The 25,576-nt window shown below is 42.7% G+C and carries 25 protein-coding genes; 21 read left to right on the forward strand and 4 right to left on the reverse strand.

Annotation, left to right across the window (positions count from 1 at the left end; all coding sequences use genetic code 11):
* The first annotated feature begins 131 nt into the window (after window positions 1–131).
* The 5 genes from cysQ to SFRI_RS06805 all read left to right on the forward strand — a co-directional run bounded on the left by cysQ (window position 132) and on the right by SFRI_RS06805 (window position 4,065).
* Entirely contained in the window at window positions 132–932 is an 801-nt protein-coding gene (gene cysQ, locus SFRI_RS06785) for a 3'(2'),5'-bisphosphate nucleotidase CysQ (protein WP_011636794.1), read from the forward strand.
* Window positions 933–1,005: 73 nt separating this feature from the next.
* Window positions 1,006–1,911, forward strand: a complete 906-nt coding sequence (gene mak / locus SFRI_RS06790) for a fructokinase (protein WP_011636795.1) — start codon at window positions 1,006–1,008, stop codon at window positions 1,909–1,911.
* Window positions 1,912–2,076: 165 nt separating this feature from the next.
* Window positions 2,077–2,835, forward strand: a complete 759-nt coding sequence (locus SFRI_RS06795) for an ElyC/SanA/YdcF family protein (protein WP_011636796.1) — start codon at window positions 2,077–2,079, stop codon at window positions 2,833–2,835.
* Between the two features lie 89 nt (window positions 2,836–2,924).
* Window positions 2,925–3,620 carry a DUF2982 domain-containing protein gene (locus SFRI_RS06800; RefSeq protein WP_011636797.1) on the forward strand — a complete coding sequence of 232 codons (696 nt, stop codon included), beginning with the start codon at window positions 2,925–2,927 and terminating at the stop codon, window positions 3,618–3,620.
* A 31-nt stretch (window positions 3,621–3,651) separates the two neighbouring features.
* Window positions 3,652–4,065: a GFA family protein gene (locus SFRI_RS06805; RefSeq protein ID WP_011636798.1), complete on the forward strand. Its 414-nt coding sequence runs from the start codon at window positions 3,652–3,654 to the stop codon at window positions 4,063–4,065.
* On the opposite strand, the gene SFRI_RS06810 is transcribed toward SFRI_RS06805, so the two are convergent.
* The 3 genes from SFRI_RS06810 to galE all read right to left on the reverse strand — a co-directional run bounded on the left by SFRI_RS06810 (window position 4,062) and on the right by galE (window position 6,379).
* Complete coding sequence (locus SFRI_RS06810) at window positions 4,062–4,421, reverse strand: bactofilin family protein (RefSeq protein ID WP_011636799.1); 360 nt, start codon at window positions 4,419–4,421, stop codon at window positions 4,062–4,064. The genes SFRI_RS06805 and SFRI_RS06810 overlap by 4 nt on opposite strands.
* Before the next feature lie 124 nt (window positions 4,422–4,545).
* On the reverse strand, window positions 4,546–5,031 hold the full coding sequence (gene napF, locus SFRI_RS06815; RefSeq protein ID WP_011636800.1) for a ferredoxin-type protein NapF: 486 nt from the start codon (window positions 5,029–5,031) through the stop codon (window positions 4,546–4,548).
* A gap of 322 nt (window positions 5,032–5,353) precedes the next feature.
* On the reverse strand, window positions 5,354–6,379 hold the full coding sequence (gene galE, locus SFRI_RS06820; protein ID WP_011636801.1) for a UDP-glucose 4-epimerase GalE: 1,026 nt from the start codon (window positions 6,377–6,379) through the stop codon (window positions 5,354–5,356).
* A 352-nt stretch (window positions 6,380–6,731) separates the two neighbouring features.
* Between galE and phhA the strand changes: the two genes are divergently transcribed.
* The 7 genes from phhA (at window position 6,732) to ompW (ending at window position 13,178) form a co-directional block, all read left to right on the forward strand.
* On the forward strand, window positions 6,732–7,529 hold the full coding sequence (phhA, locus tag SFRI_RS06825; protein ID WP_011636802.1) for a phenylalanine 4-monooxygenase: 798 nt from the start codon (window positions 6,732–6,734) through the stop codon (window positions 7,527–7,529).
* A gap of 73 nt (window positions 7,530–7,602) precedes the next feature.
* Complete coding sequence (locus tag SFRI_RS06830) at window positions 7,603–7,941, forward strand: 4a-hydroxytetrahydrobiopterin dehydratase (RefSeq protein WP_011636803.1); 339 nt, start codon at window positions 7,603–7,605, stop codon at window positions 7,939–7,941.
* A 164-nt stretch (window positions 7,942–8,105) separates the two neighbouring features.
* Window positions 8,106–9,644, forward strand: coding sequence for a transcriptional regulator TyrR (gene tyrR / locus SFRI_RS06835; protein WP_011636804.1), 1,539 nt, complete (start codon window positions 8,106–8,108; stop codon window positions 9,642–9,644).
* 237 nt (window positions 9,645–9,881) lie between these two features.
* A complete protein-coding gene (locus SFRI_RS06840) occupies window positions 9,882–10,868 on the forward strand; it encodes a fumarylacetoacetate hydrolase family protein (protein WP_011636805.1) in 987 nt (328 codons plus the stop codon).
* A gap of 98 nt (window positions 10,869–10,966) precedes the next feature.
* A complete protein-coding gene (gene maiA / locus SFRI_RS06845) occupies window positions 10,967–11,617 on the forward strand; it encodes a maleylacetoacetate isomerase (protein ID WP_011636806.1) in 651 nt (216 codons plus the stop codon).
* Window positions 11,604–12,284, forward strand: a complete 681-nt coding sequence (locus tag SFRI_RS06850; RefSeq protein WP_049763527.1) for a nucleotidyltransferase family protein — start codon at window positions 11,604–11,606, stop codon at window positions 12,282–12,284. The genes maiA and SFRI_RS06850 overlap by 14 nt, the downstream gene beginning before the upstream one ends.
* 246 nt (window positions 12,285–12,530) lie before the next feature.
* Window positions 12,531–13,178: an outer membrane protein OmpW gene (ompW, locus tag SFRI_RS06855; RefSeq protein WP_011636808.1), complete on the forward strand. Its 648-nt coding sequence runs from the start codon at window positions 12,531–12,533 to the stop codon at window positions 13,176–13,178.
* 79 nt (window positions 13,179–13,257) lie between these two features.
* Here the strand turns inward: ompW and SFRI_RS06860 are convergent, their stop codons facing one another.
* A complete protein-coding gene (locus SFRI_RS06860; protein WP_011636809.1) occupies window positions 13,258–14,001 on the reverse strand; it encodes an SDR family NAD(P)-dependent oxidoreductase in 744 nt (247 codons plus the stop codon).
* A 361-nt stretch (window positions 14,002–14,362) separates the two neighbouring features.
* Between SFRI_RS06860 and metA the strand changes: the two genes are divergently transcribed.
* The 9 genes from metA to SFRI_RS06905 all read left to right on the forward strand — a co-directional run bounded on the left by metA (window position 14,363) and on the right by SFRI_RS06905 (window position 25,446).
* On the forward strand, window positions 14,363–15,307 hold the full coding sequence (metA, locus tag SFRI_RS06865; protein WP_011636810.1) for a homoserine O-acetyltransferase MetA: 945 nt from the start codon (window positions 14,363–14,365) through the stop codon (window positions 15,305–15,307).
* 95 nt (window positions 15,308–15,402) lie between these two features.
* Window positions 15,403–17,328 carry a GGDEF domain-containing protein gene (locus SFRI_RS06870; RefSeq protein ID WP_049763528.1) on the forward strand — a complete coding sequence of 642 codons (1,926 nt, stop codon included), beginning with the start codon at window positions 15,403–15,405 and terminating at the stop codon, window positions 17,326–17,328.
* 310 nt (window positions 17,329–17,638) lie between these two features.
* A complete protein-coding gene (locus SFRI_RS06875) occupies window positions 17,639–18,829 on the forward strand; it encodes a thiolase family protein (protein WP_011636812.1) in 1,191 nt (396 codons plus the stop codon).
* Between the two features lie 164 nt (window positions 18,830–18,993).
* Window positions 18,994–20,487 carry a CoA-acylating methylmalonate-semialdehyde dehydrogenase gene (locus tag SFRI_RS06880; protein ID WP_011636813.1) on the forward strand — a complete coding sequence of 498 codons (1,494 nt, stop codon included), beginning with the start codon at window positions 18,994–18,996 and terminating at the stop codon, window positions 20,485–20,487.
* A 165-nt stretch (window positions 20,488–20,652) separates the two neighbouring features.
* Complete coding sequence (locus tag SFRI_RS06885; RefSeq protein ID WP_011636814.1) at window positions 20,653–21,810, forward strand: acyl-CoA dehydrogenase family protein; 1,158 nt, start codon at window positions 20,653–20,655, stop codon at window positions 21,808–21,810.
* A gap of 50 nt (window positions 21,811–21,860) precedes the next feature.
* Window positions 21,861–22,643 carry an enoyl-CoA hydratase gene (locus SFRI_RS06890; RefSeq protein ID WP_011636815.1) on the forward strand — a complete coding sequence of 261 codons (783 nt, stop codon included), beginning with the start codon at window positions 21,861–21,863 and terminating at the stop codon, window positions 22,641–22,643.
* Complete coding sequence (locus SFRI_RS06895; protein WP_011636816.1) at window positions 22,643–23,761, forward strand: enoyl-CoA hydratase/isomerase family protein; 1,119 nt, start codon at window positions 22,643–22,645, stop codon at window positions 23,759–23,761. The genes SFRI_RS06890 and SFRI_RS06895 overlap by 1 nt, the downstream gene beginning before the upstream one ends.
* A 14-nt stretch (window positions 23,762–23,775) precedes the next feature.
* Window positions 23,776–24,675: a 3-hydroxyisobutyrate dehydrogenase gene (mmsB, locus tag SFRI_RS06900; RefSeq protein ID WP_011636817.1), complete on the forward strand. Its 900-nt coding sequence runs from the start codon at window positions 23,776–23,778 to the stop codon at window positions 24,673–24,675.
* Between the two features lie 12 nt (window positions 24,676–24,687).
* Window positions 24,688–25,446, forward strand: a complete 759-nt coding sequence (locus SFRI_RS06905) for an SDR family oxidoreductase (RefSeq protein ID WP_011636818.1) — start codon at window positions 24,688–24,690, stop codon at window positions 25,444–25,446.
* The last annotated feature ends 130 nt before the right edge of the window (window positions 25,447–25,576 follow it).

Below are 25,576 nucleotides of genomic sequence, written 5' to 3' on the forward strand. Positions count from 1 at the left end.
TTAGGTTTTTTAAGTCGTTTTTGATTGAAGTGCAATCAAATTGTTATCAATCTATGATGCTAACAATGGCATAATGTCATATCGATACTGTGTTGATGTTTAACGCGATATGAATTTGATAAGGAATTGATTTGTCTAACATTGTATTTTCTAAAACAGACTTACAGAAGATAGTGGCGATTGCCAAGCAAGCAGGTGAAGCCATTATGCAAGTTTATGCTCAAACTGATTTGCAGATTGAGGTTAAACAAGATGATAGCCCTGTTACTGCAGCCGATATTGCCAGCCATAATGTAATTGTTGCCGGCCTTAAACAGCATTTTGCTGAGATTGCCGTAATGAGCGAAGAAGCGGCTGACATCAGCTGGGCAGAACGACAAACGTGGCAAACGTATTGGTTGATCGATCCGCTAGATGGCACCAAAGAATTTATTAAACGCAACGGTGAATTTACGGTCAATATTGCGCTTATTCACCAAGGCAAAGCGATTGCTGGTGTGGTGTATGCACCAGTATTAGGCAAATGTTATAGCGGCATTGTTGGTCAAGGTGCGTGGCTTGAACATAATGGACAAGTATCGGTATTGGATATTAGTGACACAGCAGTGCAATCGCCACCTATCGTAGTCGGAAGCCGCTCTCACGTTAGCCCTGATGTTGCAGCATATTTACAGACTATTGGCGAACATCAAATGTTAAGCGTCGGCAGTTCATTAAAATTTTGTATGGTGGCAGAAGGCCAAGCCGATGTGTACCCAAGATTAGGCCTAACCAGTGAATGGGATACCGCCGCAGCGCAAGCAGTATTAGAAAGTGCTGGTGGGCAGGTGGTTGAATATCCAGCGCTTACACCGCTGCAATACAACCAAAAAGAAAATATTTTAAATCCGTATTTTATTGCCGCATCGTCGGCATGGTTTGCACGCAAATAGCGCTAATCGTTATCAGCCTTTGTAAACCAAATATGGAACCCCAATTAATAATAAGCAAATGGAGTGACAAGTTATGATGCGCATGGGCGTCGATCTCGGTGGTACAAAAATTGAAATAGTGGCTTTAGCCGATGATGGATCTGAAATATTCAGAAAGCGCATTCCAACGCCAAAAAACTATCCTGGTACCATAGAAGCGATTGTCAGCTTAGTGGCTGATGCAGAATCAGAAACGGGTCAAACCGGCTCTGTTGGTGTTGGCATTCCAGGTGTTGTGTCACCGTTTACTGGCTTGGTAAAAAATTCAAATTCAACGTGGATTAACGGCCATCCGCTTGATAAAGATTTAAGTGAAGTATTAAACCGTGAAGTACGCGTTGCCAACGATGCTAACTGTTTTGCAGTCTCTGAAGCCGTTGATGGCGCAGCCGCTGGTAAAGGGGTTGTGTTTGGCGGCATTATTGGTACCGGTTGTGGTGCTGGTATTGCGATTAATGGCCGTGTACATGGCGGCGGTAATGGCATTGGCGGCGAGTGGGGACATAACCCATTACCGTGGATGACAGCAGATGAGTTTAATACCACTACTTGTTTTTGTGGTAATCGTGACTGTATTGAAACCTTTATTTCTGGCACAGGCTTTGTCCGTGATTTTCGTGAAGCGGGTGGCGATGCCACCAGTGGTATTCAAATTTCTGAGATGATGCAACAGGGCGATCCATTAGCCACAGCGGCATTTGAACGCTACATTGATCGTCTAGCGCGTTCACTCGCACACGTGATTAATATGATGGATCCAGACATGATTGTATTAGGTGGCGGTGTATCAAACATCGAAGCTATTTATACTGAATTGCCTAAAGTGTTACCCAAGTATGTTGTGGGCCGTGAATGTGGTACCCAAGTGGTTAAAAATAAGTTTGGCGCATCATCTGGTGTTCGCGGTGCTGCATGGTTGTGGGGCAAAGACGAGAAGTAGTCTTAATTCAAAACTAGCAAAAGTAATCTCGAATAATCTCGTTGAGAACGTGTTTTGCAAATCAATTAAACGGCACCTAAACAGTGCCGTTTTTTGTTTTGAGTTTGTTTTAGGCGGCTATAACGATAAACTAGCCGCAATAATGATAAACAAAGTGAATGATTAATGTTTTGGCTTAAAAAACTCTTGTCACAATTGGTGATGCCAATTCCTTTTAGCATAATGTTGTTAGTTCTGGCAGCCGTTTTATGGCGAACGAATCGTATAAAGCTACTGCAATTTGGCCGAATGCTCTTGGTTAGCGCTATCGTGGTGCTAACATTAACAAGCCAATCGCAAGTGAGTTATTTTTTAGCTAATTCATTAGAATCGCAACATAACGTTAATCATCAACCGATTGCTGGTTCTTGTGTTGTGATGGTATTAGGTTCAGGTAATAGTGAGCAACAGGGTCATACAGCAGTGCAGCAGCTATCATCAACAGCACTGGCTCGTTTAACCGAAGGCGTTCGTCAGTTCAGGCTGGGCCAGCAATGCACTTTAATTGTGAGTGGTTGGAGTGGTGGATACTTGAAGACAGCTCATGCGACCATTATGGCTCAAGCTGCAGAAGAGTTAGGGATCCCCAAAGCCAGCATTGTGGCCTTTAATGAACCCAAAGATACCATTGAAGAGGCCCATGCTTTACAACAGTTAATTGGGCTGCAACCATTTCGATTAGTGACTTCAGCAACTCATATGCCGAGGGCGATGATGATATTCACCTCATTAGGGATGCAACCCCAGCCTGCACCGAGTGATTTTATTGCACATCAAGGTTTCTGGTGGCGTTTAGATGCAGATCAACTGCTAGCATCGCAAAAATCAATTCATGAATATGTTGGCATGCTGTGGCTTCATATTAAAGGCATGGCTGCTGATTAAATGATTTAGTGAAGATTAAATGTATTCGCCAAGAGGCTTAAGCCGATGTATCAAACCTTATTTATTCTATTCAGTTTAAAGGACAAACCGTGGTCAGTGACGAGTTATTAATTAGCCCTTTTGCCAAACGAAATGGCATAACCTTAACGGTAGTTGGTGCCATTAGTTTAATGGCTAGCTTGATTATTTTTATCGGACTTAGCGGTTTTTTTGCCGTTGGAATGTTGTGCTTTGCATTAGGCTCCGTGGCATTTATTTTAGGTGTCGCTAAAGTGTATCAGCCAGCGGTTAGTTTTAAGCTAACTGCTGCAGGTGTGGCATTTTTTCATCGCCGCGGCCAAGTGTTTATTGAATGGCATAATATTCAACGAGTTGATTGTGCGAGAGTAAATCAAAACTTGGAGTTGATTGAGCTACCTTATATTGGCGTTAAGCTTAAGCAGATTAATCCCATTTTAGACTGTATTTCACCTCGTCTTGCCACTGGTTTACTGACCGAACAGCGGCCATTACTCATGACGGCGGCCACCCAAGATGAAGATTTACAAAGTTTAGAAGGTTATTTGGGGGCTGAATTTACGCCGCTAGTGGTAAACGGTGAGCGTTACCGTGGGGTATTGGCAATGTTTGGTCATCGCTGTCAAACGTTGAACGAACAGTTGGGTTACCATGTGTATTTATCGATTGATAGTTTAGACCGAGAACCGAAAGAGTTTGTTGCCTTGTTGCGCCAATGGCAACAGCAAGCCCTGCTGCATACGGTATCGGCGACAGATATCGAATGACACGACTCATAATCAATTAGCAGGTGTTCAAATGGTATTACAAGGCGGTTGTTTATGCGGTGCGATACGTTACCAAGTTAACGGTATGCCATTTGATGCCGATCATTGCCATTGTAATCAATGTCGTAAAAGCGCTGGTGCGGTAGTAATGAGTTGGATGGATTTTCATCATGAACAAGTGCAGTGGTTGCAGGGGCAAGTAAATGAATTTGCTTCATCAGATAACATTCGACGTGGTTTTTGTCAGCGCTGTGGCTGTTCATTGACTTATCGACATTTAGATTACCCACAATACACTTCATTGTCGATAGCCTCTTTAGACCAACCAAACCTAGTACGGCCGACTTATCATATACACACTGACGAGCAGGTTAGTTGGTTAAAAATAGATGACTCTTGTCCGCGCTATCAGGCAGGTAAAACAGCTGTTAAACAGCCTGATTAACTTTCTGAGGGAGTTTTAGTAAGGGGCTCTCTGTGACGATAACCCAAAAATTGGCCGCCATCTAAAATTTCAATATTTTCACAATAAGCATCGCCTTCAAAAATACCTTGTTCATGGAGGGTGATTTTTTTACAGCGTGCTTTACCTGCTAATTGTCCCGCAATCATTAACTCTCGACATAAAATATCACCATCGACAGTGCCATTAGGCTCAATAGTCACATTGCCCTGCGCTTTGATATCACCACTAACATGACCTGCAATTAGCACATCACCACTGAAAATGAGTTTACCGGTTAAATGGCATTCTTGGGCGATAAAACTGAGTGGATTAGCAGGTTGCTTTTGACGAAACATCTTAGTGATCTCATGTTTGTATTATGTCGGTAATATAGCGTGATAGGTTGAAAAACAAATCAAAACCGCTAATCGTATTTGTAAAACGTTAATTTTTTGTAGATAAACTAGCTTTGTAAATAAATTAGTTTGGATGACCTATAAGTATCGCATCAGCAGGGCAAGGAGATACGCAAGCACCACAACCAGTACAGGCATCAGTATCTATCACGGGTTTAGGCACTTGGCCTACAGCCATGATAAAGCTAATTGCGCGTGGGTCGCAGGCATCTTTACAGCTCTGACACCAAACCCCTTCATGGGTTAAACAGTTGTCTTTTATCGCAGCCGTAATTGACCAAGGTAAGGATTGGTCGCGATCAAATACAGGCTCTGGGCACACATCAACGCATTGCTTACAGAAGGTGCATTCATCTTTAGTGAAATCTATTTCAGGAAAACCACCTTCACCGCGTTTAATTATTTGGGTTTCGCAGGCGGTAATACACTTGTCACAGCGTGTGCAATTGTCAGTAAACTCTTGATCCGTTTTGCTCCAAGGCGGGCGGGTGACATTGGATTTTCTGCGACTAAATAGATTACGACGACTTTGATTAATACCTTGGTTCATTTCGGTTCCAATTGAGCTTAAATATATTTGCTGCAGCCAATATTAGCATTAACTGCAGCACAAAATTGTTAAGCGCTTGGCAATAAATACCAATAATTAACTGTTCATTCAGCGAGAATTTTGCGCCTTATAGGCAAGAATAGGATTGTAGGCATAGTGTCCTCCGTCAAAATACTACTAAGTAGCATAGAAGGCGCATAAAATCGCCCTTCTGGAGTCACTCAGGCTTTCCATTTTTATGTTGCATTATTTCATAAGGGAATAACTATTCTTTCAACAATGCGCCTTAAACTGAAAAACCTGAGTGGCTCTGATTGGTCACTTAATTATTGGAGTTGGTATTATACCCATCAGGATTATTTGATTGCCATTTCCAACTGCTATTTGCCATATCTTCAACGGTATGGGTTGCACGCCAATCCAATTCTGTAGCGGCAAAACTTGGGTCGGCATAACACGCTGCAATGTCACCAGGGCGGCGAGGACTGATTTGATAAGCAATGGTTTTACCACAAGCTTTCTCAAATGCCTTGACCATGTCTAACACGCTGTAACCTATGCCTGTACCGAGATTGTAAGTCACTAAACCAGGTTTGGTTTGCAGTTTTTTAAGTGCTTGTAAGTGGCCCATAGCTAAATCAACAACGTGAATATAGTCGCGTACCCCTGTGCCATCGGGGGTGTTGTAATCATCACCAAAAACGCTTAATTGTTGACGTTTACCAACAGCAACTTGGGCAATAAATGGCATCAAGTTATTAGGGATATCGTTAGGGTCTTCGCCAATCAAGCCACTTTCGTGAGCACCTACAGGATTAAAGTAACGTAAACGAGCTATATTCCAGCTGTTATCCGAATTATGTAGGTCAGCTAAAATATTCTCAACCATCAATTTTGACTGACCATAAGGGTTGGTTGCGCCCGTAGGAAAATCTTCTTTAATGGGCAAGCTAGCAGGGTCGCCGTAAACGGTGGCCGATGAGCTGAACACTAGGTTTTTGACGTTATTTTCAGCCATGACTTGGCATAAAATGATAGTGCCAGTGACGTTATTTTCGTAATATTTTAATGGTTGTTCGACTGATTCACCGACCGCTTTTAATCCTGCAAAATGAATGACGGATTCGATGCTGTGATCGGTAAAAACTTTTTGCAGTAAGGCTTTGTTTAGAATGTCGCCTTGATAAAACGTGACATCTTTACCCGTAATGGCTCGAACCCGCGCCAATGCTTCAATACTGGAGTTTGATAGATTGTCTACGATGACCACTTCCTGTCCGGCCTTTAATAGCTCTACTACGGTATGTGTACCAATATAGCCAGCGCCACCGGTTACCAAAATTGTCATAGTTTAATCGTCCTGTGAATTAATGAATCAAGTTATAGGGCTGGTTGATTTTTGGTGATCAACATTTATCAGCTTAGTTAGATAAAGGGCCTCTCATGTATTGTAAATTATCACAGCTCAATCGTCAGTTAAATTATTGATAGAACGTTTAAATTAATACTGGTTAGCTTGCCTAAAAATAGATTCAAAAGTGGTTCGAAAACAGCTTGATAGAGAGTGATAAAATGACGGTTGTATTTATTTGTTTACGATTAGTACTACATTATGGCAGGACAATAAACTGTGAGGGAGTTAACAAAACATCAGCCTTAGCACACTATGTAGGGAGTGAAGTTGACGTAAAGTGGAACCTATGAGTACAGCAACAAAGTATATTGCACACCAACCTGATGCCCAAGGTTACATTGATTACTCAGAGCATGAGAATCAATTATGGCAACAATTGTATCAGCGCCAAGTGACGAATATGCCGGGCCGTGCATGCCAAGCCTATTTACAAGGCTTAGATGCATTAGGCATGTCAGTTGATCGCATTCCACAATTGCCTGAAATCGATAAAGTGCTGCTTGATGCTACAGGTTGGAAAACCGCTGCAGTGCCAGCACTGATTTCATTTGGTCGTTTCTTTGAGTTACTCGCTAATAAAGAGTTTCCAGTTGCAACCTTTATCCGCAGTAAAGAAGAGTTTGATTACTTACAAGAGCCTGACATATTCCATGAAATATTTGGCCATTGTCCATTATTAACCAATCCATCATTTGCGCATTTTTCGCATATGTATGGCCAGTTAGGACTAGCGGCATCGAAAGAAGAACGCGTATTTCTGGCACGATTATATTGGTTCACCATTGAGTTTGGTTTGGTTCAGGCAAAAAATGAATCACTGCAAATATACGGCGGCGGCATTTTAAGTTCACCGGGTGAAACTATGTATGCATTAAGTGACAGTCCTGAACGTAAGCCGTTTGATTTACTCGACGTAATGCGCACACCGTATCGTATTGATATCATGCAGCCAATTTATTATGTTATCGATCATATTGACTATTTAGATGAAATTGCCCGTATGGACATTATGAGCATGGTGACCAAAGCGCGTCAATTAGGCATGTTTGAGCCTAAATTTGCTCCAAAAGTCAAAGCCAGTTAACGATTTATTGCAGCTGAGCTTTAGCTCAACAATCTGCAAGTGAGACACTATTTAATTTAGCCAAGGAGTACAAATGAACGCATTAACCGAGATGAAGTGTGAAGCATGCCAAGCAGATGCACCAAAAGTAACGGATGCAGAGTTAGCAGAGCTTGTCGGTATGATCCCAGATTGGGGCGTTGAAATTCGTGACGGCATTATGCAGTTAGAGCGAGTATATAAATTTAAAAACTTTAAGTTAGCGATGGCCTTTACAAATAAGTTGGCCGATTTAGCTGAAGCTGAGTTCCATCACCCAGGTATCTTAACCGAGTGGGGTAAAGTCACCGTGACGTGGTGGTCACACTCAATTAAAGGGTTACACAAAAACGATTTCATTATGGCTGCCAAGACCGACCAGTTGTTAGACTAGTTACTATCGCCATCTATTTCAGCATGTTACGTTAACGTAACATGCTGAAATAGTTTCTCTGTTACAATTCTACTGTAAACTTCACTTGCCACCGAAGCCATATCCCTCTAACGTAATGCCAAATTTCCGCAATAAAACATTAATAAATAGGGAATCGTTACATTATGCGTTTGGAAGTCAGCTGTATCGATCGCGTGGGTTTAGCGAAAGACATCCTCGTCGTGCTTGAAAAACATGGTATTAACTTAATTGCCATTGATGCTAGTAATAAAGGTTTCCTGTTTTTGCAGTTTGCAGAAATCAGTTTCGAAACCCTGCGTGAGCTTATGCCACAAATTCGCAAAGTCGAAAGTGTGCATGATGTCCGTACCGTATCTTTTATGCCGTCAGAGCAAGAACATTACGCCCTAAAAACCTTACTTAAAACCTTACCCGATTCGGTGTTTTCAACAGACGCGAAAGGGCGGATCCGCATAGCCAATGAGTCGGCTTTATTGACGCTTGGTATGGCTGAACATGAAGTGGTGGGTGAGTCACTTAATCATTGGGTGCAAGGATTTAACTTTGCTCGTTGGATGAGTGAAATACCGGTGTTGGCGCAAGCCACACGAGTACAAATTAACTCGAGCGAGTATTTGGCTGAAATGCTGCCAATTTACTTACCCGATGATGATGATAAAACCATTTTAGCGGGTGCGGTTATCTCGCTAAAGTCACCTGCTAGAGTGGGTAAACAGTTTAATGCCCTGCAAAATCAAACTACTGGTTTTGATAATGTATTGGCTATCAGCGACAAAATGAAAGACATACTCAAGCAAGCCAAACGTATGGCGCAACTTGATGCACCGTTACTTATCACCGGTGAAACGGGAACGGGTAAAGAGTTGATGGCCCGTGCGAGTCATGACGCCAGCATGCGCCGCGAACATCCTTTTATCGCGATTAACTGTGCCGCTCTGCCTGATAGTGTTGCTGAAGAAGAGCTGTTTGGCTTTGTCAGTAATGGCACAGTCGTTAAACGTGGTCTATTTGAAGAAGCAAAAGGCGGTACGGTATTTCTTGATGAAATAGCCGAGATGTCCAAAACCGCACAAGTTAAATTATTGCGTTTATTACAAGACGGGACTTTTAGACGGATTGGTGGCGATGAAGAAGTGCGCGCCGATGTACGAATTATTTGCTCAACCCAAAAACACTTAGCTGAACTTTGCCAATCCGGTGAGTTTAGAGAAGATTTGTATTATCGAATCCATGTTTTAAGTTATCACATGCCATCACTGCGTGAGCGTCGCGTGGATGTGATTCCATTAACTGAGATGTTTTTAGAGCATTATAGTCAGCAGTTATCGAGTCCCTTAAGGCGTATATCGGCAAGTTGTCGCGATTACCTATTTACCTACGCATGGCCGGGTAATGTGCGCCAATTGAAAAATGCGATTTTTAGAGCGGTATCAATGTGGGATGGCTCAACAGAATTGACTGTTGAACAACTTAAATTACCTTCATATGCCGAAGGATTTGGTTATTTCGATGAAGAGTTTGAGGGCACGTTAGACGAGGCGATGAAAGAATATGAAGCCAGTTTATTACGTCGGTTATATCCCGCGTACCCAAGTACACGCCAATTAGCCAAAAAGTTAGGTGTGTCTCACACCGCTATTGCTAACAAGTTGCGTGATTACAGTATTAGTAAGAAAAAGTAATGTAACGATTTAATGCCAGCCAAGCGCTGGCATTTTGGTCATTTTAACGCTGACAATCAGTGCTGACGTGGCCTTTTATGTTTTGTAACGAATAATTTACAAATCACGATTAGCACCACAAAAATGTGATTTGGTACTTACTATAGGATTTTCCGTCTCGATCGGTTATTTCTATGGTTAGATTGAGAGTCTTGTCTCTAGTAGGACGCAGATCTCACCCAGAATTTAGGAGCAGTAATGAAACTTGCAAGTTATCACAACGGACGTCGCGACGGCCAATTGATGTTAGTCAGTAAAGATTTGACCAAAACAGTCGCGGTACCCGCTATTGCCCATACTATGCAGCAATTATTAGATGCTTGGGATTTGTTATACCCACAACTTAATGAGTTGTATGAAGCACTAAACGCCGGTCAGATGGACAATGCAGTAGATTTTGATGAAGCACGTTGTTTATCCCCTTTACCCCGAGCCTACCAATGGGCCGATGGCAGTGCGTATGTTAACCATGTTGAGTTAGTACGCAAAGCACGTGGCGCTGAAATGCCAGCATCGTTTTGGACTGATCCATTGGTGTATCAAGGTGGTTCTGACAGTTTTATCGCCCCTAAAGCGGATATTCAAATGGCCAGCGAAGAATACGGTATCGATTTCGAATCAGAAATCGCTATTGTTACTGATGATGTTGTCATGGGTGTTAACAGTGAAGATGCAACTAAGCACATCAAATTATTGATGTTGGTTAACGACGTATCACTGCGTAACTTAATCCCTGGCGAATTAGGCAAAGGCTTTGGCTTTTTTCAATCTAAGCCATCTAGTGCATTTTCGCCCATTGCGATTACCCCAGATGAATTAGGTGATAAATGGCAAGACAGCAAAGTACATTTGCCGTTAGTGACTCATTTAAACAGTGAACTATTTGGTCGCCCGAATGCTGGCGTTGACATGACGTTTAACTTTAGCCAGTTAGTAGAGCATGTGGCTAAAACACGTCCATTAGGCGCAGGTGCAATTATTGGTTCTGGTACTATTTCTAACTACGATCGCAGTGCAGGTTCAAGCTGTTTAGCGGAAAAGCGAATGCTTGAAATCATTGCCGACGGTAAAGCCTCAACGCCGTTCATGCACTTTGGCGACACGGTTCGCATTGAAATGTTTGATGATAACGGTGTGAGCATCTTTGGTTCTATCGATCAAAAAGTGGTTGAATACAAAGCTTAATATTTTGAAAGCGATGTAAATCGAAATATAAAGGCAATAGCGGTTAATCGTTATTGCTTTTTTATTAGGCTGAATAAAACAAAAGTAAGGGAATTGACATGAAACTCTATGGCTATTGGCGTTCAAGCGCGGCATATCGGGTGCGTATTGCGTTAAATTTAAAGCAGTTAACTGCAGAACATATTTCAGTTCATTTGGTTAATAATGGTGGTGAGCAACACTCAGAGGCTTATCATCAACTCAATCCCTCGGATCTTGTGCCGACCTTTGTCGACAATAATGAGTCAGGCGAGATTAACTTATCGCAATCGTTAGCGATTATGGAATACCTCGACGAAAAACACCCTCAGCAACCGTTACTTCCCAGTAATATTGAGCACAGGGCCATTGTGCGCAGCATGGCTCAAGCGATTGCCTGTGAAATTCATCCTTTAGATAATCTACGAGTATTACAATATTTAGTTAACGAAATGGGCGTATCAGAAGCTGATAAAATGCGTTGGTATCACCATTGGATACACCTTGGCTTTGCTGCTTTAGAACAGCAGTTAAGTCGATATTCTGGACGTTTCTGTTTTGGTGATACTCCTTCGCTGGCCGATATTTGTCTGATCCCGCAAGTGTATAATGCCAAACGTTTTAATCTAGAGCTTGCTGCGTATCCTAATATTGTCAGAATTTGGGATGAGTGCCATAAGTTACCTGCATTTGTTGATGCTGCGCCAGAACAACAGCATGACGCGACATAATCAAACTTTGTTTAATCTGCCCTTGTTTAATCAGCACCAGTTTAATCCGCCCCAGTTAAATCAAGTGGCCATTGATCAGTTACAACAAGGACAGGCTAAACGATTGTCTTTGTTGTGGCTGTGGTTGCAACAAGATGAAACCAGACTGGCTGCGTTAATGGTGTGCCAGAAAGTGATGCAACAACAAGGGATCACCGACTGGTTAATTAGCGCGGGTTTTATACGCAATTTGATTTGGGATAATTTGCACAGCATGACCTCACAGCCCTTAAACGACATTGATGTCATTTACTGGCGTGATAACAACCCATCTTCTGCAGAAGACCAGGCGATTGAAGCTTTACTCGTTAAGCAGATAGCTCTGCCATGGTCGGTGAAAAATCAAGCCAGAATGCACCTTAGAAATGGTGATATGCCCTATATTTCTTGTGCTGATGCCATGTCATTTTGGCCAGAAAAACAGACGGCTATTGGAGTGAAATTAGCTTCAATTGATGACCTAACATCCGCTGAGTTTCAATTACAGGTGACGAGTGTGTTTGGGTTATCCTGTTTGTTTGATTTGTCGTTAAGTCCAAATCCAAAGCGTGACAAGGCTATTTTTAATCATCGCGTGTCCCAAAAGGGATGGTTAATACATTACTCCAAACTATTGGTTACAGAATAGTCATCATCAAAAATTCGCTTGATCAACCTCACAAAACCTAACTGTTAAATACCTCTTTCATCTCTATACGCTCTCGTTTTGTGATCCAAATCAACAGCCTAGCATCTAATTAGGTACCTCTATAGTAGTACTGGTGTTTTGTTGATCTAAATCAATGATGTTAGCGATTAACTTCAGTAGGTTAACCGCAAATGTTGAGGATGCACAGAATTGCATCTAGTTGTCATTGCCAAGGAGTGTTAAAAAATGAATAAGAAAATTACCCTAAGTTTAGTTGTTGCTTCTTTATTAACTGCTGGTTTTTCATTTGGTGCTGCGGCCCATCAAGCTGGTGATATTATAGTTCGTGCTGGTGTTGCGATGGTTGCTCCAAATGAGTCAAGCCCAGTAGTCGCAAATATTGCTGAATTTGGCGTGGATAATGATGTCCAATTAGGGTTAAATTTTGGTTATATGCTAACTGATAATTTGGGCATTGAATTATTAGCCGCATCGCCTTTTAGTCACGATGTGTCACTGGGTGAACTCGGTAAAATAGCCGATTCAAAGCAATTGCCTCCAACGCTGGTAGCGCAATATTACTTTGGTGATTCACAGTCTGCTTTACGTCCCTATATTGGTTTAGGGATTAACTTTACTAACTTCTATGACAGTGAATTTACTCAAGAAGCGAAAGATCTTGGCTTAGATAATTTGAGCTTATCTAACTCTTGGGGCGTTGCAGCTCAAGTTGGACTTGATTATCAAATTGACAAAAAATGGTTAGTTAACGCGTCTGTTTGGTACGCACAAATTTCAACGGATGTGAGCTTTGACATGGGGGCAGACCATGTTGTGGTTGATACCGACATTGATCCTTGGGTTTACATGGTCAGCATCGGTTATACTTTTTAAGCTAGCGTAAAATACGTTAGAGAAGAAACAAGAATATGAAAAACAGGAACCTGCGGGTTCCTGTTTTTGTTGATGGCGTTTATTGAGACTTTTTACGCGGTTTCCAATGGCGGGTATTGTAAATGTACTCTGGTAATAAACGATTTATCCAAGCGACAACACGCCAGCGTTTAGTGACATAAACTCGCCGTTTGCCTTTTTGTAATGCCGTGATGATTTGTTTAGCCACTTTATCGATAGGCGACAGGAGCAGTTGTGTATTCAAATGAACGGCTTTATCAAATAACCCTAATTGAATATCACTAATGGTAATAGGCAGCTTCAATCGTTGCGCATGCATACTCAAGCCTTGCAGGTAATTTTCAGCAAAGGCTTTGGAGGCATGATAAGCCACATTAGGGCCTCCACGTTGACCGGCTATTGAGTTAATGGCGGCTAGTTGGCCATAACCTTGATCGCACATTAATTTAAAAATACAGTTATTGGCAGCAGCAAATCCCATAACGTTAATTTCGATGGCGAGCTTATCAATTGCCCAAGGCAGAGAAGGGTCGTAGTCATTGACACCAGTATTAACAATCACCAAATGGGCGCCATTATGTTTGGTCCAAGCAGTATTAAGCTGTGTAATTAGCGTATCAGGTTGATCAATCGCTAACGGATAAACACTCACTTCACCTGGCAGACTTTGACTAAACTCGTTAAGTGATTCAGGGTCGTTAACAAAAAGCACTAGCGAAACTTGCTGTGCAGATAACTGTCTGGCTAATGCTTGGCTCAGTTGCGAGCTGGCACCAATAATCATCGCTGTCGCTGTAGACATGATTCATCTCATCAAAAATAATGACTCATAATAGAAATAACATCAGTTGATAACAAGTAAGAAAAAAATTCAACTTAAGACGTGTAGACTTCTAGCCATCCGAGTGTATGATGGTTATCTAACAGATTGACCGCTATTAACGTTAACAATAAGCCATTCTGCCGCGTTGTAGACTGGGTGAGCATGCTAATGATGTTTGCAAGCGACAGTAGCCATTCGATGATGGCCACGGTTTTCAGCAAAAAACTGAATGTTGAAACTGTGACATAACAGACATTAACGTTATTGTGAAAAGGCTGGTTGGTTAACCGAACATTGGTTAATCAGGTACATGTATTTAATTAATCTAAAGGTGAGACGTATGCCGGTTCGAATTCCAGATAACCTGCCTGCAGCAGGTATTTTAGAGTCAGAAAATATCTTTGTGATGTCTGAAACCCGAGCTGCTAATCAGGACATTCGTCCAATGCGGGTATTAATCTTGAATCTAATGCCTAATAAAATCGAAACAGAAACCCAGTTATTGCGATTACTGGGCAATACGCCCTTGCAAGTTGGGGTCGATTTATTACGCATTCATGATAAAGAATCAAAGCATACATCAGTGGATCACATGAATACCTTTTATCGTGATTTTGAAGACATCAGAAATAACAATTACGATGGTTTGATTATTACTGGCGCGCCGTTAGGGCAAATTGATTTTAAAGATGTTGTGTATTGGGACCACATTCGCGAAATTATTGACTGGTCACAACAACATGTCACTTCGGTGCTGTTTCTATGCTGGGCAGCTCATGCCGGTTTGTATCATCTTTATGATTTACATCGTCAGTTATTAGCTAATAAACGTTCAGGTGTATTTAATCATCGTAGAACCAGCGACCCACACCCACTATTGCGTGGTTTTGATGATGAGTTTTTTGCACCGCACTCACGATTTGCAGAAATGGATATTGAACAAATTCGTCAACATCCAGATTTAGAAGTACTGGCTGAATCAGACGAGGCTGGCGCGTATATTGTGCTGAGTCGTGATAATCATAATGTGTTTGTTATGGGACACCCAGAGTACCAAAAAGACACACTGAATGAAGAATATGTGCGCGATGTTGGTGAAGGCCTCAATCCAGATATTCCACAAAATTATTACCGTCAAGATGATCCCACACAAGATACTATTGTTCGTTGGCATAGTCATGGCAGCTTATTAGTCAGTAATTGGCTCAATTATTATGTTTATCAGCTAACGCCATATGACTTGTCTGATATGAATGCTAAAACACCATGGGAAAGTAAAAAGTAAATTTGAATATAGTTTCACCAGCGTTTTAACGTTGACTTCGTTTCGATAAAAGCTATTGTTAAACTTAGATGTTTTTATTGTAAGGTCGAGGTTAAATGGTTAAAACCAAGTTGATGATATTATTGGTGTGTGCAATGAGCTGGCCGCTAATGTCTTGGGGGGCCAGTGACGCTAATGCAAATGACACTGGAATGAATGGCGCCAATGTTAGCAACAATAGTGATAGCGCAACAATTACTGATATCAAACAACAGTTAGCCACATTAAACTTACCACAACAACGAATTGATTTTTTACTACAACAGCTACGACAAAGTGCTCAATGGCCGATTGAACAGCAAGGCCAGTTGTTGCATTTGCTAGCAATAGAGCAAGAAGTTAACAGTGATCTTGTCGCGGCAATTGACAGTTATACTCAGGCAATTAAATTACTTACACCACATCCTCTTAGTCAAGAACTGGTCAAAAGCTATCTCGAACGCTCATTCATACTTTACCTTCAAACTAACGACACCCAAGTTTATTGCCCAGATCGTGAAGTGGCGATTACATTAGCCCGTCAGCTTGGAAACGTTGATATCTTGGCCGAAGTGTTAGCTCAAAGCGCGTATTGTTATAATAAACCAAGTGATTTTGGCGAAGGTCTGAAAAGGTTAAATGAAGCATTAGCGTTAGCACAACAGCATCAATTAGGACTGAGCCGCCAAGCGATGATATTTAATGCCACCGCTGCTATCTATCGTGACAATGGTTTAAACCGTAAAGCCTATGAATATTTTAACAAAGCTTATGGCTTTTGGGAGCAAGCCCAAGATAAACAAGACATGTTTAATATGTTGCATAACATGGTGGGTGAATCGATTAAATTGGCCATGTGGGTGGAAAATAAAGCCCATTTAGCCCAAATGCAGCAGTTAGTTGAACAATCGCCAGAGTTTGCTGACTTTGATTTTTTCTATCAATTTAATACTGGCATTAGCTGTTGGGCCCAAGGTTTATTTCAAGAAGGTATTGATCATTTTTTACGAGCATTAGCGGTGCAAGATACAACCCAAGAAAAATACTTTGTCGACGCCACGCATGCATGGTTGGCATTGAGTTATTTTCGCCAACAACAACCAAATAAAGCTTTTAAGTATGCTGAAATATTTTCTGGTTCGGCGACTTATGACGGCCATTCCAATGAACTGAAATTGATGATTGCTGCCATTATTGATTACGCCAATGGGTCGAGTAATCTTGGTATGAATAAGCTTTTGGATACCATCGATTTACAAAAAAAGAACTTTGCTAATATTATTAATAATGATGTGGTTAATTCATCATTAGACCATAATCTTACCGTGGCTGAGTTCAATAATCGTCTGCTCGAAAAGCAATTGGCAATCAATAAACTGAATTTAGAGGCCGAAATTGATTCTCAAAAAATTACTAACTTATCAATGGCAATCGCAGTGCTAATTGCATTGGTGTTATTGGTGGTGGTCATTTTCTTGTGGCAATCTCGCCGACAATTTAAACGCCGCTCTCAAACTGATTATTTGACGGGTATTGCAAATAGACGTCATACCTTTGAACAGGGTAAAAAGCGCTTTTATCAGGCTAAAAAACATAATCGATCACTAGCCGTTATTATGTTCGATATCGATAACTTTAAAGCCATTAATGATCATTATGGTCATGATATTGGCGATTTAGCCATAAAAGCGTGTGGTAGACGAGCACGCAATTGGCTCAAGAAAAACGATATTTTAGGTCGCATCGGTGGCGAAGAGTTTTTAATTATTTTACCTGATACAGAGCAAGCACAAGCCGTTGAAATAGCCGAACGATTGCGAACCAGTATTGAGTCAAACCAGTTTGTGTTTAACGATGTTAAAATGAATTTCACTATCAGTGTGTCTGTCGCGATGTTAACCCCGCAAACTCATGAGCTTGTCGACATTATTAAACAAGCCGATTTAGGCTTATATCAAGCAAAAGACAACGGCCGTAATCAAGTCGTGGTTGTCGATCATTAACCCTCCCTAAGTGCCGATGCAGTTGTTTGGTCGCTTCGGCTACTTTCTACTTAGACTAAAGTTTTACGCTCAATAAATCACTCAACAGTAATCATGTTACTGATAAATAGGTATTGATATATATCATAAAAACAATATCTTACATCAAATTTAAATGTGACATTCTTAAACTGTAAATCTTCACTGACAATTCCTATTAATTAACATCTGTATTTAGACCATTTTTTACTTGCTTTACGTTCGCGTCAACGTCAAAGTGATATCCATATTATTGATGTTAATTTTTTAAGCGCAGTAAATTGGAGTGGTTATGAGTACAGAGCAAACAGGTCAAGATATCGTTATTGTTGCCGCGAAACGTACACCAATGGGTGGGTTTCAAGGCGCATTGTCTGAGGTAGCTTCTCCAGTATTAGCTGCAACCGCTATCAAAGGTCTTATCGCCCAAACGGGGATCAGCGTTGATGCTGTTGACGAAGTATTGATGGGTTGTGTATTGCCAGCCGGTTTGGGCCAAGCACCTGCTCGCCAAGCGACGCTAGGTGCGGGTTTACCGTTAAGCGTTGGCGCAACAACAGTCAATAAAGTTTGTGGTTCTGGTATGAAAACCGTCATGTTAGCGCACGATTTAATTAAAGCTGGTAGCAGCCAAGTTGTGGTTGCTGGTGGCATGGAAAGCATGAGCCAAGCACCATATTTACTCGATAAAGCACGTAGCGGTATGCGCATGGGCCACGGCAAAGTCATGGACCACATGTTTTTAGACGGCCTTGAAGACGCTTATACCGGTGGTGCAATGGGCACATTTGCCCAAAAAACCGCTGATGACTTTGGTTTAACTCGTGAGCAAATGGATGATTTTGCATTAGGTTCGCTCGAAAAAGCCAATGCAGCGATTAACTCTGGCGCATTTAAAGACGAAGTCGTGCCAGTAACCATTAGTACGCGCCGTGGCGACGTGACGGTAGAGATAGATGAACAACCTGGTAATGCTCGTCCTGAAAAAATCCCGACATTACGCCCTGCATTTACCAAAGACGGTACGATTACTGCGGCCAACTCAAGTTCAATTTCGGACGGCGCTGCAGCGTTAATGTTAATGACACGCGAAAAAGCACAGCAATTGGGCTTAAGCGTATTAGCGACCATTAAAGGCCACACCACTCATTCACAAGAACCGTCAATGTTCACCACCGCACCCGTTGGCGCAATGCAAAAACTGTTCGATAAAGTGCAGTGGAACAAAGATGACGTCGATTTATACGAAATCAACGAAGCGTTTGCCATGGTCACCATGTTAGCTATTTCTGAGCTGAACTTAGATGCCAACAAGGTCAACGTTAATGGCGGTGCATGTGCAATGGGACACCCAATTGGTTGTTCTGGAACGCGTTTGTTAGTCACATTGATTTATGCCTTAAAAGCACGCGGCCTTAAGCGCGGCGTGGCATCGTTATGTATTGGTGGCGGCGAAGCCACAGCAATGGCGATTGAAGTGTAAATAGACAATACAAGTTAAGTTCGACAAGACCACCGCACAGGTAGATGTACACGCAGCCACTGTTAGTGAGACTGACAAACACAACAAATCGCGTCACCTGTGCAGTAACTCAATACGAGTGATGTTATTCACTCATAAGATGTCCAAGGATCGAGGAAAACAACATGATCACACAAGTTAAGCATTATATTGATGGCGAATTCACTTATGGCAGCGGAGATCGCAATATTGATGTGACCAACCCGGCCAATAATAGCGTTATTGCTAAAATTAATTGCGCTACCACTGCCGAAGTTGAGCAGGCCATTCACAGTGCTAAAGAAGCATTTAAAACGTGGAAAGAAGTCCCTGTGTCTGAACGTGCGCGCGTCATGTTGCGTTACCAACATTTACTCAAAGAGCATCACGACGAACTGGCGACCATTTTGGCGCAAGAAACCGGTAAAACATTTGAAGATGCTAAAGGCGATGTATGGCGCGGCATTGAAGTAGCTGAACATGCTTGTGGTGTTGCGTCGTTAATGATGGGTGAAACTGTTGAAAACGTCGCTCGAAATATCGATACCTATAGCTACACTCAACCATTAGGTGTGTGTGCGGGTATTACCCCATTCAACTTCCCAGCAATGATCCCGCTATGGATGTTCCCGTTATCGATTGCTTGCGGTAACACGTTTATTTTAAAGCCGTCAGAACAAGATCCTATGACGCCACAGCGTTTAGTTGAATTGTTTGTTGAAGCAGGCGCGCCAAAAGGCGTGTTGCAACTTATTCATGGCGACAAAACAGCAGTAGACATCTTGCTAAGAGACCCAGCCATTAAAGCGATTTCGTTTGTTGGTTCTGTGGGGGTTGGTCAATACATTTACAAAACCGGTACCGACAATCTAAAGCGTGTGCAAGCGTTTGCAGGAGCTAAAAACCATTGCGTGATCATGCCTGATGCGAACAAGCAGCAAGTGATCAATAACATGGTTGGTGCCTCTGTTGGTGCTGCCGGTCAGCGTTGTATGGCGATTTCAGTCGCTATTTTTGTGGGTAAAGCTAAAGAATGGATCCCTGAATTAAAAGAAGCGTTAGCTAAAGTTCGTCCTGGTTTATGGGATGACAAAGAAGCTGCTTACGGTCCAGTTATCAGTCCAGCAGCAAAAGAGCGTGTACTAAAACTGATTGCTCAAGGTAAAGCTGAAGGTGCTGATTGCTTACTCGATGGAACCGATTTTACCGTTGCAGGTTACGAGTCGGGTAACTGGGTTGGCCCAACCATGTTTACCAATGTCACCACCGACATGAGCATTTACAAAGAAGAAATATTTGGCCCAGTACTGTGTTGTATGGAAGCGGATAACTTAGACGATGCTATCGAACTGGTTAACAACAGCCCATACGGCAACGGCACTTCAATCTTTACTGCATCAGGCGGCGCAGCGCGTAAATATCAACATGAAATTGAAGTAGGCCAAGTGGGTATTAACGTGCCAATTCCTGTGCCATTACCTTTCTTCTCGTTCACTGGATGGAAAGGCAGTTTCTATGGCGACCAACACGCCTACGGCAAGCAAGCGGTGCGCTTCTGCACCGAAACCAAAACCATCACAACTCGTTGGTTTGACTCAGAAGCCGTTAGCGGTCCTAACATGAGTATTGATCTTAAATAGGAATGATGTTTATTGCCGTGACGCCGTCACGGCAATATTTTTCGCTAAACAACAAGACCACCTTACCTCCCATTGCACCTAGTAATGAGTTAACTGCTTAAAGCGGTATGCGGCTAAGGCAATAAATGACCCAAGAGTCATCCAAGACAATATTAGGAGTCCAGCATGGATTTTAATTTAAACGAAGATCAGCGTCAGTTTGCTGATTTAGCCCGTCAATTTTCTGCCGAAGAACTCGCGCCATTCGCCGCCAAGTGGGACGAAGAACATCACTTTCCTAAAGACGTGATTCAAAAAGCTGGTGAGCTGGGGTTCTGTTCTTTGTACTCGCCAGAATCAGAAGGCGGTATGGGCTTATCTCGGTTAGATTCTTCGATTATTTTTGAAGAATTAGCCCATGGTTGTACAGCCACCACAGCAATGCTAACAATTCATAATATGGCCACTTGGATGGTGACTACGTGGGGCACTGAAACCTTACGTAAGCAGTGGTCAGAAGGCTTAACCACAGGGCAGTTATTAGCCTCTTACTGTTTAACAGAACCTGGTGCTGGCAGTGATGCAGCTTCATTGCAAACCAAAGCTGTGCGTGATGGTGATGATTACTTGATCACCGGTTCAAAAATGTTTATCTCTGGTGCGGGTGAAACCGAGCTTTTAGTGGTGATGTGCCGCACAGGTGAAGCAGGCCCTAAAGGGATTTCAGCGATTGCCGTACCTGCCGATGCGGCCGGTGTTACTTACGGAAAAGCTGAAGATAAAATGGGTTGGAACGCACAGCCAACAAGATTAATTAGTTTTGAAAACGTGCGCGTGCCTGCCGCTAACTTACTTGGCGAAGAAGGCCAAGGTTTTACCTTTGCGATGAAAGGCCTAGACGGCGGACGTATTAATATTGCTACCTGTTCAATAGGTACAGCGCAAGCTGCACTAACTCGTGCAACTGAATACATGAATGAGCGTAAGCAATTTGGTAAACCGCTAGCGGCATTCCAAGCATTGCAGTTCAAACTGGCTGATATGGCAACAGAATTGGTTGCTGCTCGTCAAATGGTACGTTTAGCGGCGTTTAAATTAGACACCCAAGACCCAGAAGCCAGCGCTTATTGTGCCATGGCGAAACGTTTTGCGACCGATGTAGGTTTCCAAGTGTGTGACGGTGCACTGCAAATTCACGGTGGTTACGGTTATATCCGTGAATATCCGCTAGAACGCCATTTCAGAGATGTGCGCGTGCACCAGATTTTAGAAGGCACTAATGAAATTATGCGCCTGATTATTGCTCGTCGTTTGCTCGCTAGCGATGCTCATCCAATCCTGTAATTAGCTGATCCACTCGTGACTCACTAGCTCTAGCATAAGGACATAGCATTATGACTGCACACCCTGCGATTCTTAAACATATAGTCGGCCACACGGCCATTTTGACCTTGAACAATCCGCCAGCCAACACCTGGACAGCAGACAGCTTGCAAGCACTGAAACACACAGTACTTGAACTGAATCAAAACAAGGACGTTTATGCCCTTGTGATTACCGGTCAAGGTGACAAGTTTTTCTCAGCAGGCGCTGATTTGAATTTGTTTGCCGACGGCGATAAACAAAATGCAGCCTCCATGGCAAAACATTTCGGTGAAGCGTTTGAAGCATTAAGTGCATTTAGAGGTGTTTCGATTGCGGCCATTAATGGTTATGCCATGGGTGGCGGGTTAGAAGTGGCATTAGCCTGCGATCTACGTATTGCAGAAGCGCAAGCCCAAATGGCATTGCCAGAGGCCTCAGTGGGGTTACTACCTTGTGCTGGTGGCACCCAAAACCTAACGGCTTTAGTGGGGGAAGGTTGGGCAAAACGGATGATTTTATGTGGCGAACGTATTGATGCCGCCAAAGCGGAGAAAATAGGCCTTGTTGAAGAAGTCGTAGGACAAGGTCATGTCTTAGATGCTGCAGTGGCATTAGCCGCTAAAGTGGCTAAGCAATCACCTAGCAGTGTCAGCGTATGTAAAACCCTTATTCAAGCCGGACGAACTATGCCGCGGGCTCAAGCATTGCCGTTTGAGCGCGAAATGTTTGTGGACTTATTTGATACCGAAGATCAGGCTGAAGGTGTGAATGCCTTTTTACAAAAACGCACTCCAAACTGGAAGAACTGCTAATGACTCAAGATGTAATATTTCAAACCCTGGGCACGTTATCAGGTCAATCTATTGGCATGGTAACTCTGAATATTGAAAAAGCACTAAATGCATTAACCCTCGACATGGTTGCAGCAATGCAGGCACAACTCACCAAGTGGCAACAAGACGACAGCATTGCGTGTGTTGTGTTAGATGGCGCCGGCGAAAAAGCCTTTTGTGCTGGCGGCGATGTGCGCGCTATTTACCATGCATCTGTCGCCAACCCAAACAACATCACCACAGAAGCGTGTGAGTTTTTTACCCAAGAATACCAACTTGATTATTTACTGCATCAATTCGGCAAACCCGTTTTAGTATGGGGTGATGGTATTGTTATGGGCGGTGGACTTGGGTTAATGGCGGGCGGCAGTCATCGTGTTGTTACCGAGCGAAGCCGTATTGCAATGCCAGAGGTGACCATTGGTTTATATCCAGACGTTGGCGGCAGCTACTTTTTAAACCGTATGCCAGGTAAGACAGGATTGTTTTTAGGCTTAACCGCTTACAACATGAACTGTGCAGATGCGCTGTATGTTGGTTTAGGAAATCACATTCTTAATAGCGATGAAAAAGAGCCACTATACAATGCCATGGCTGAACTCGCTTGGAGTCAAGATAGTGAGCAAAATCATCAATTGCTAAGCGGATTGTTGACCAATATGAGTCAGCCGCATTTAGCGGCATTATCTGTTAGCCCACTGCAACAATTCCAAGCACAAATCGATTTGTTGATGTCGGGTGACATCCTTGATGTGCATCATCAATTATCGTCATTAAACACTGATCTGGATTGGCTAAAACGAGCACAAAAAACCGCCTTAGCAGGTAGTCCAATAAGCTGGCATTTAATTTTTGCTCAGGCAGCACTTGGCACCGAAATGAGTTTGGCAGACTGCTTTAAGTGGGAGTTAGGTGTGAGCGTCAATTGCTGCTCTATGGGTGATTTTTGCGAAGGTGTTCGCGCCTTATTGATTGATAAAGATCGTCAACCTAAATGGTTATTTGCAGATGTAGACGCAGTGGATGCGAATAAAGTGACCCAATTGGTTACCTCGCCTTGGGCTGAAGATAAACACCCATTAGCAGACTTTACTTAAAAAGGATTAACGACATGGCAACAGTAGCATTTATTGGTTTAGGTAACATGGGTGGCCCAATGGCGGCCAATTTAATTAAAGCGGGTATGACAGTCACAGTGTTTGACTTAAATCCTACAGCAGTCGAAGCGTTAACAGCGCAAGGTGCACTCAGCGCTAAAACAGCATGCGGCGCAGCGGCAGCCGCCGATTTTGTGATTACCATGCTGCCAGCAGGCAAGCATGTACGCAGCTTGTACCTAGGCGATGACAATAATAAAGGTTTGTTAGATGTCGTGTCTAAACAGGCATTATTGATAGATTGCTCAACCATTGATGCCGACAGCGCCCGTTTAGTTGGGGCAAAAGCCGCTGAAAAGGGCATCGAATTTATGGATGCGCCAGTATCTGGCGGTACAGCAGGCGCAGCTGCCGGTACCTTAACCTTTATTTGTGGTGGTAGTGAAGCCGCCTATCAACAAGCCCAAACGGTATTAACGGTTATGGGTGGCAATATATTTCACGCCGGTGCAGTAGGTGCAGGTCAAATAGCAAAGATTTGTAATAACATGCTGTTGTCTGTATTGATGGTGGGTACTAGCGAATCGTTACAACTTGGTTTGGATAATGGTTTAGATCCTAAAGTGTTGTCTGATATCATGAAAGTCAGTAGCGGCGGTAACTGGACGTTAGAAAAGTACAACCCATGCCCAGATGTGATGGAAAATGTGCCGTCGTCAAAAGATTACCAAGGTGGTTTTATGGTTGACTTGATGGTTAAAGATTTAGGGTTGTCGCAAGAAGCGGCAGTCGCCTCTAATTCAAGTACACCTATGGGGTCCTTGGCTCGTAGCTTATATGTTAATCATGCTCGCCAAGGCCATGGTCGTCGCGATTTTTCGAGTATTTTTGAACAATTTTCAAAGAAAAAATAAAGGATTCAGTTGATGGAATTAAAAGATAAGGTTGTCGTCATTACTGGCGGAGCAGGTGGGTTAGGTTTAGCTATGGCGCATGATTTAGCTGCCCAAGGTGCTAAATTGGCGCTTATCGATGTTGATCAGGCTAAACTTGAACAAGCTTGTGCTGATTTAGGTTCTGTAACTGAAGTTCAAGGTTATGCGTTAGACATTACCGATGAAGAAGATGTGGTCTCTGGCTTTAAATTTATCGTTGAAGACTTTGGCAAAGTGAATGTATTAATTAACAATGCCGGTATTTTACGTGATGGGCTAATGATTAAAGCCAAAGATGGCGTAGTCACCGACCGCATGTCATATCAGCAGTTCCAATCTGTTATCAATGTTAATTTAACGGGCACCTTTTTATGTGGTCGCGAAGCTGCAGCAGCGATGATTGAAACCAAGCAAGCTGGGGTTATTATCAATATCTCTAGCGTTGCTAAAGCCGGTAACATGGGACAATCTAATTATTCAGCGTCTAAAGCGGGCGTTGCGGCTATGTCGGTGGGTTGGGCAAAAGAGTTAGCTCGCCATAATATTCGCAGCGCAGCAGTTGCTCCTGGAGTTATTGCTACCGAAATGACCGCAGCAATGAAACCAGAAGCATTAGAGCGTTTAGAAAAAATGGTCCCAGTAGGGCGCTTAGGTCAGCCAGAAGAAGTGGCTGCAACGGTGCGATTTATTATCGAAAACGATTACGTTAACGGTCGTGTATTTGAAATTGACGGCGGTATTCGCTTATAAGCGATAGAGTGATGCTTTTGCTCATTATCTGTTCGCTCAGAGCAATATAACGCGTTGAGCACTTTCATATAATGAATGTGATTGGTATTCCCTGTATTCAGTTTGTTATGATGTTGTCACGCCGAGCTTA

Source organism: Shewanella frigidimarina NCIMB 400 (genome assembly GCF_000014705.1).
GTDB lineage: Bacteria > Pseudomonadota > Gammaproteobacteria > Enterobacterales > Shewanellaceae > Shewanella > Shewanella frigidimarina.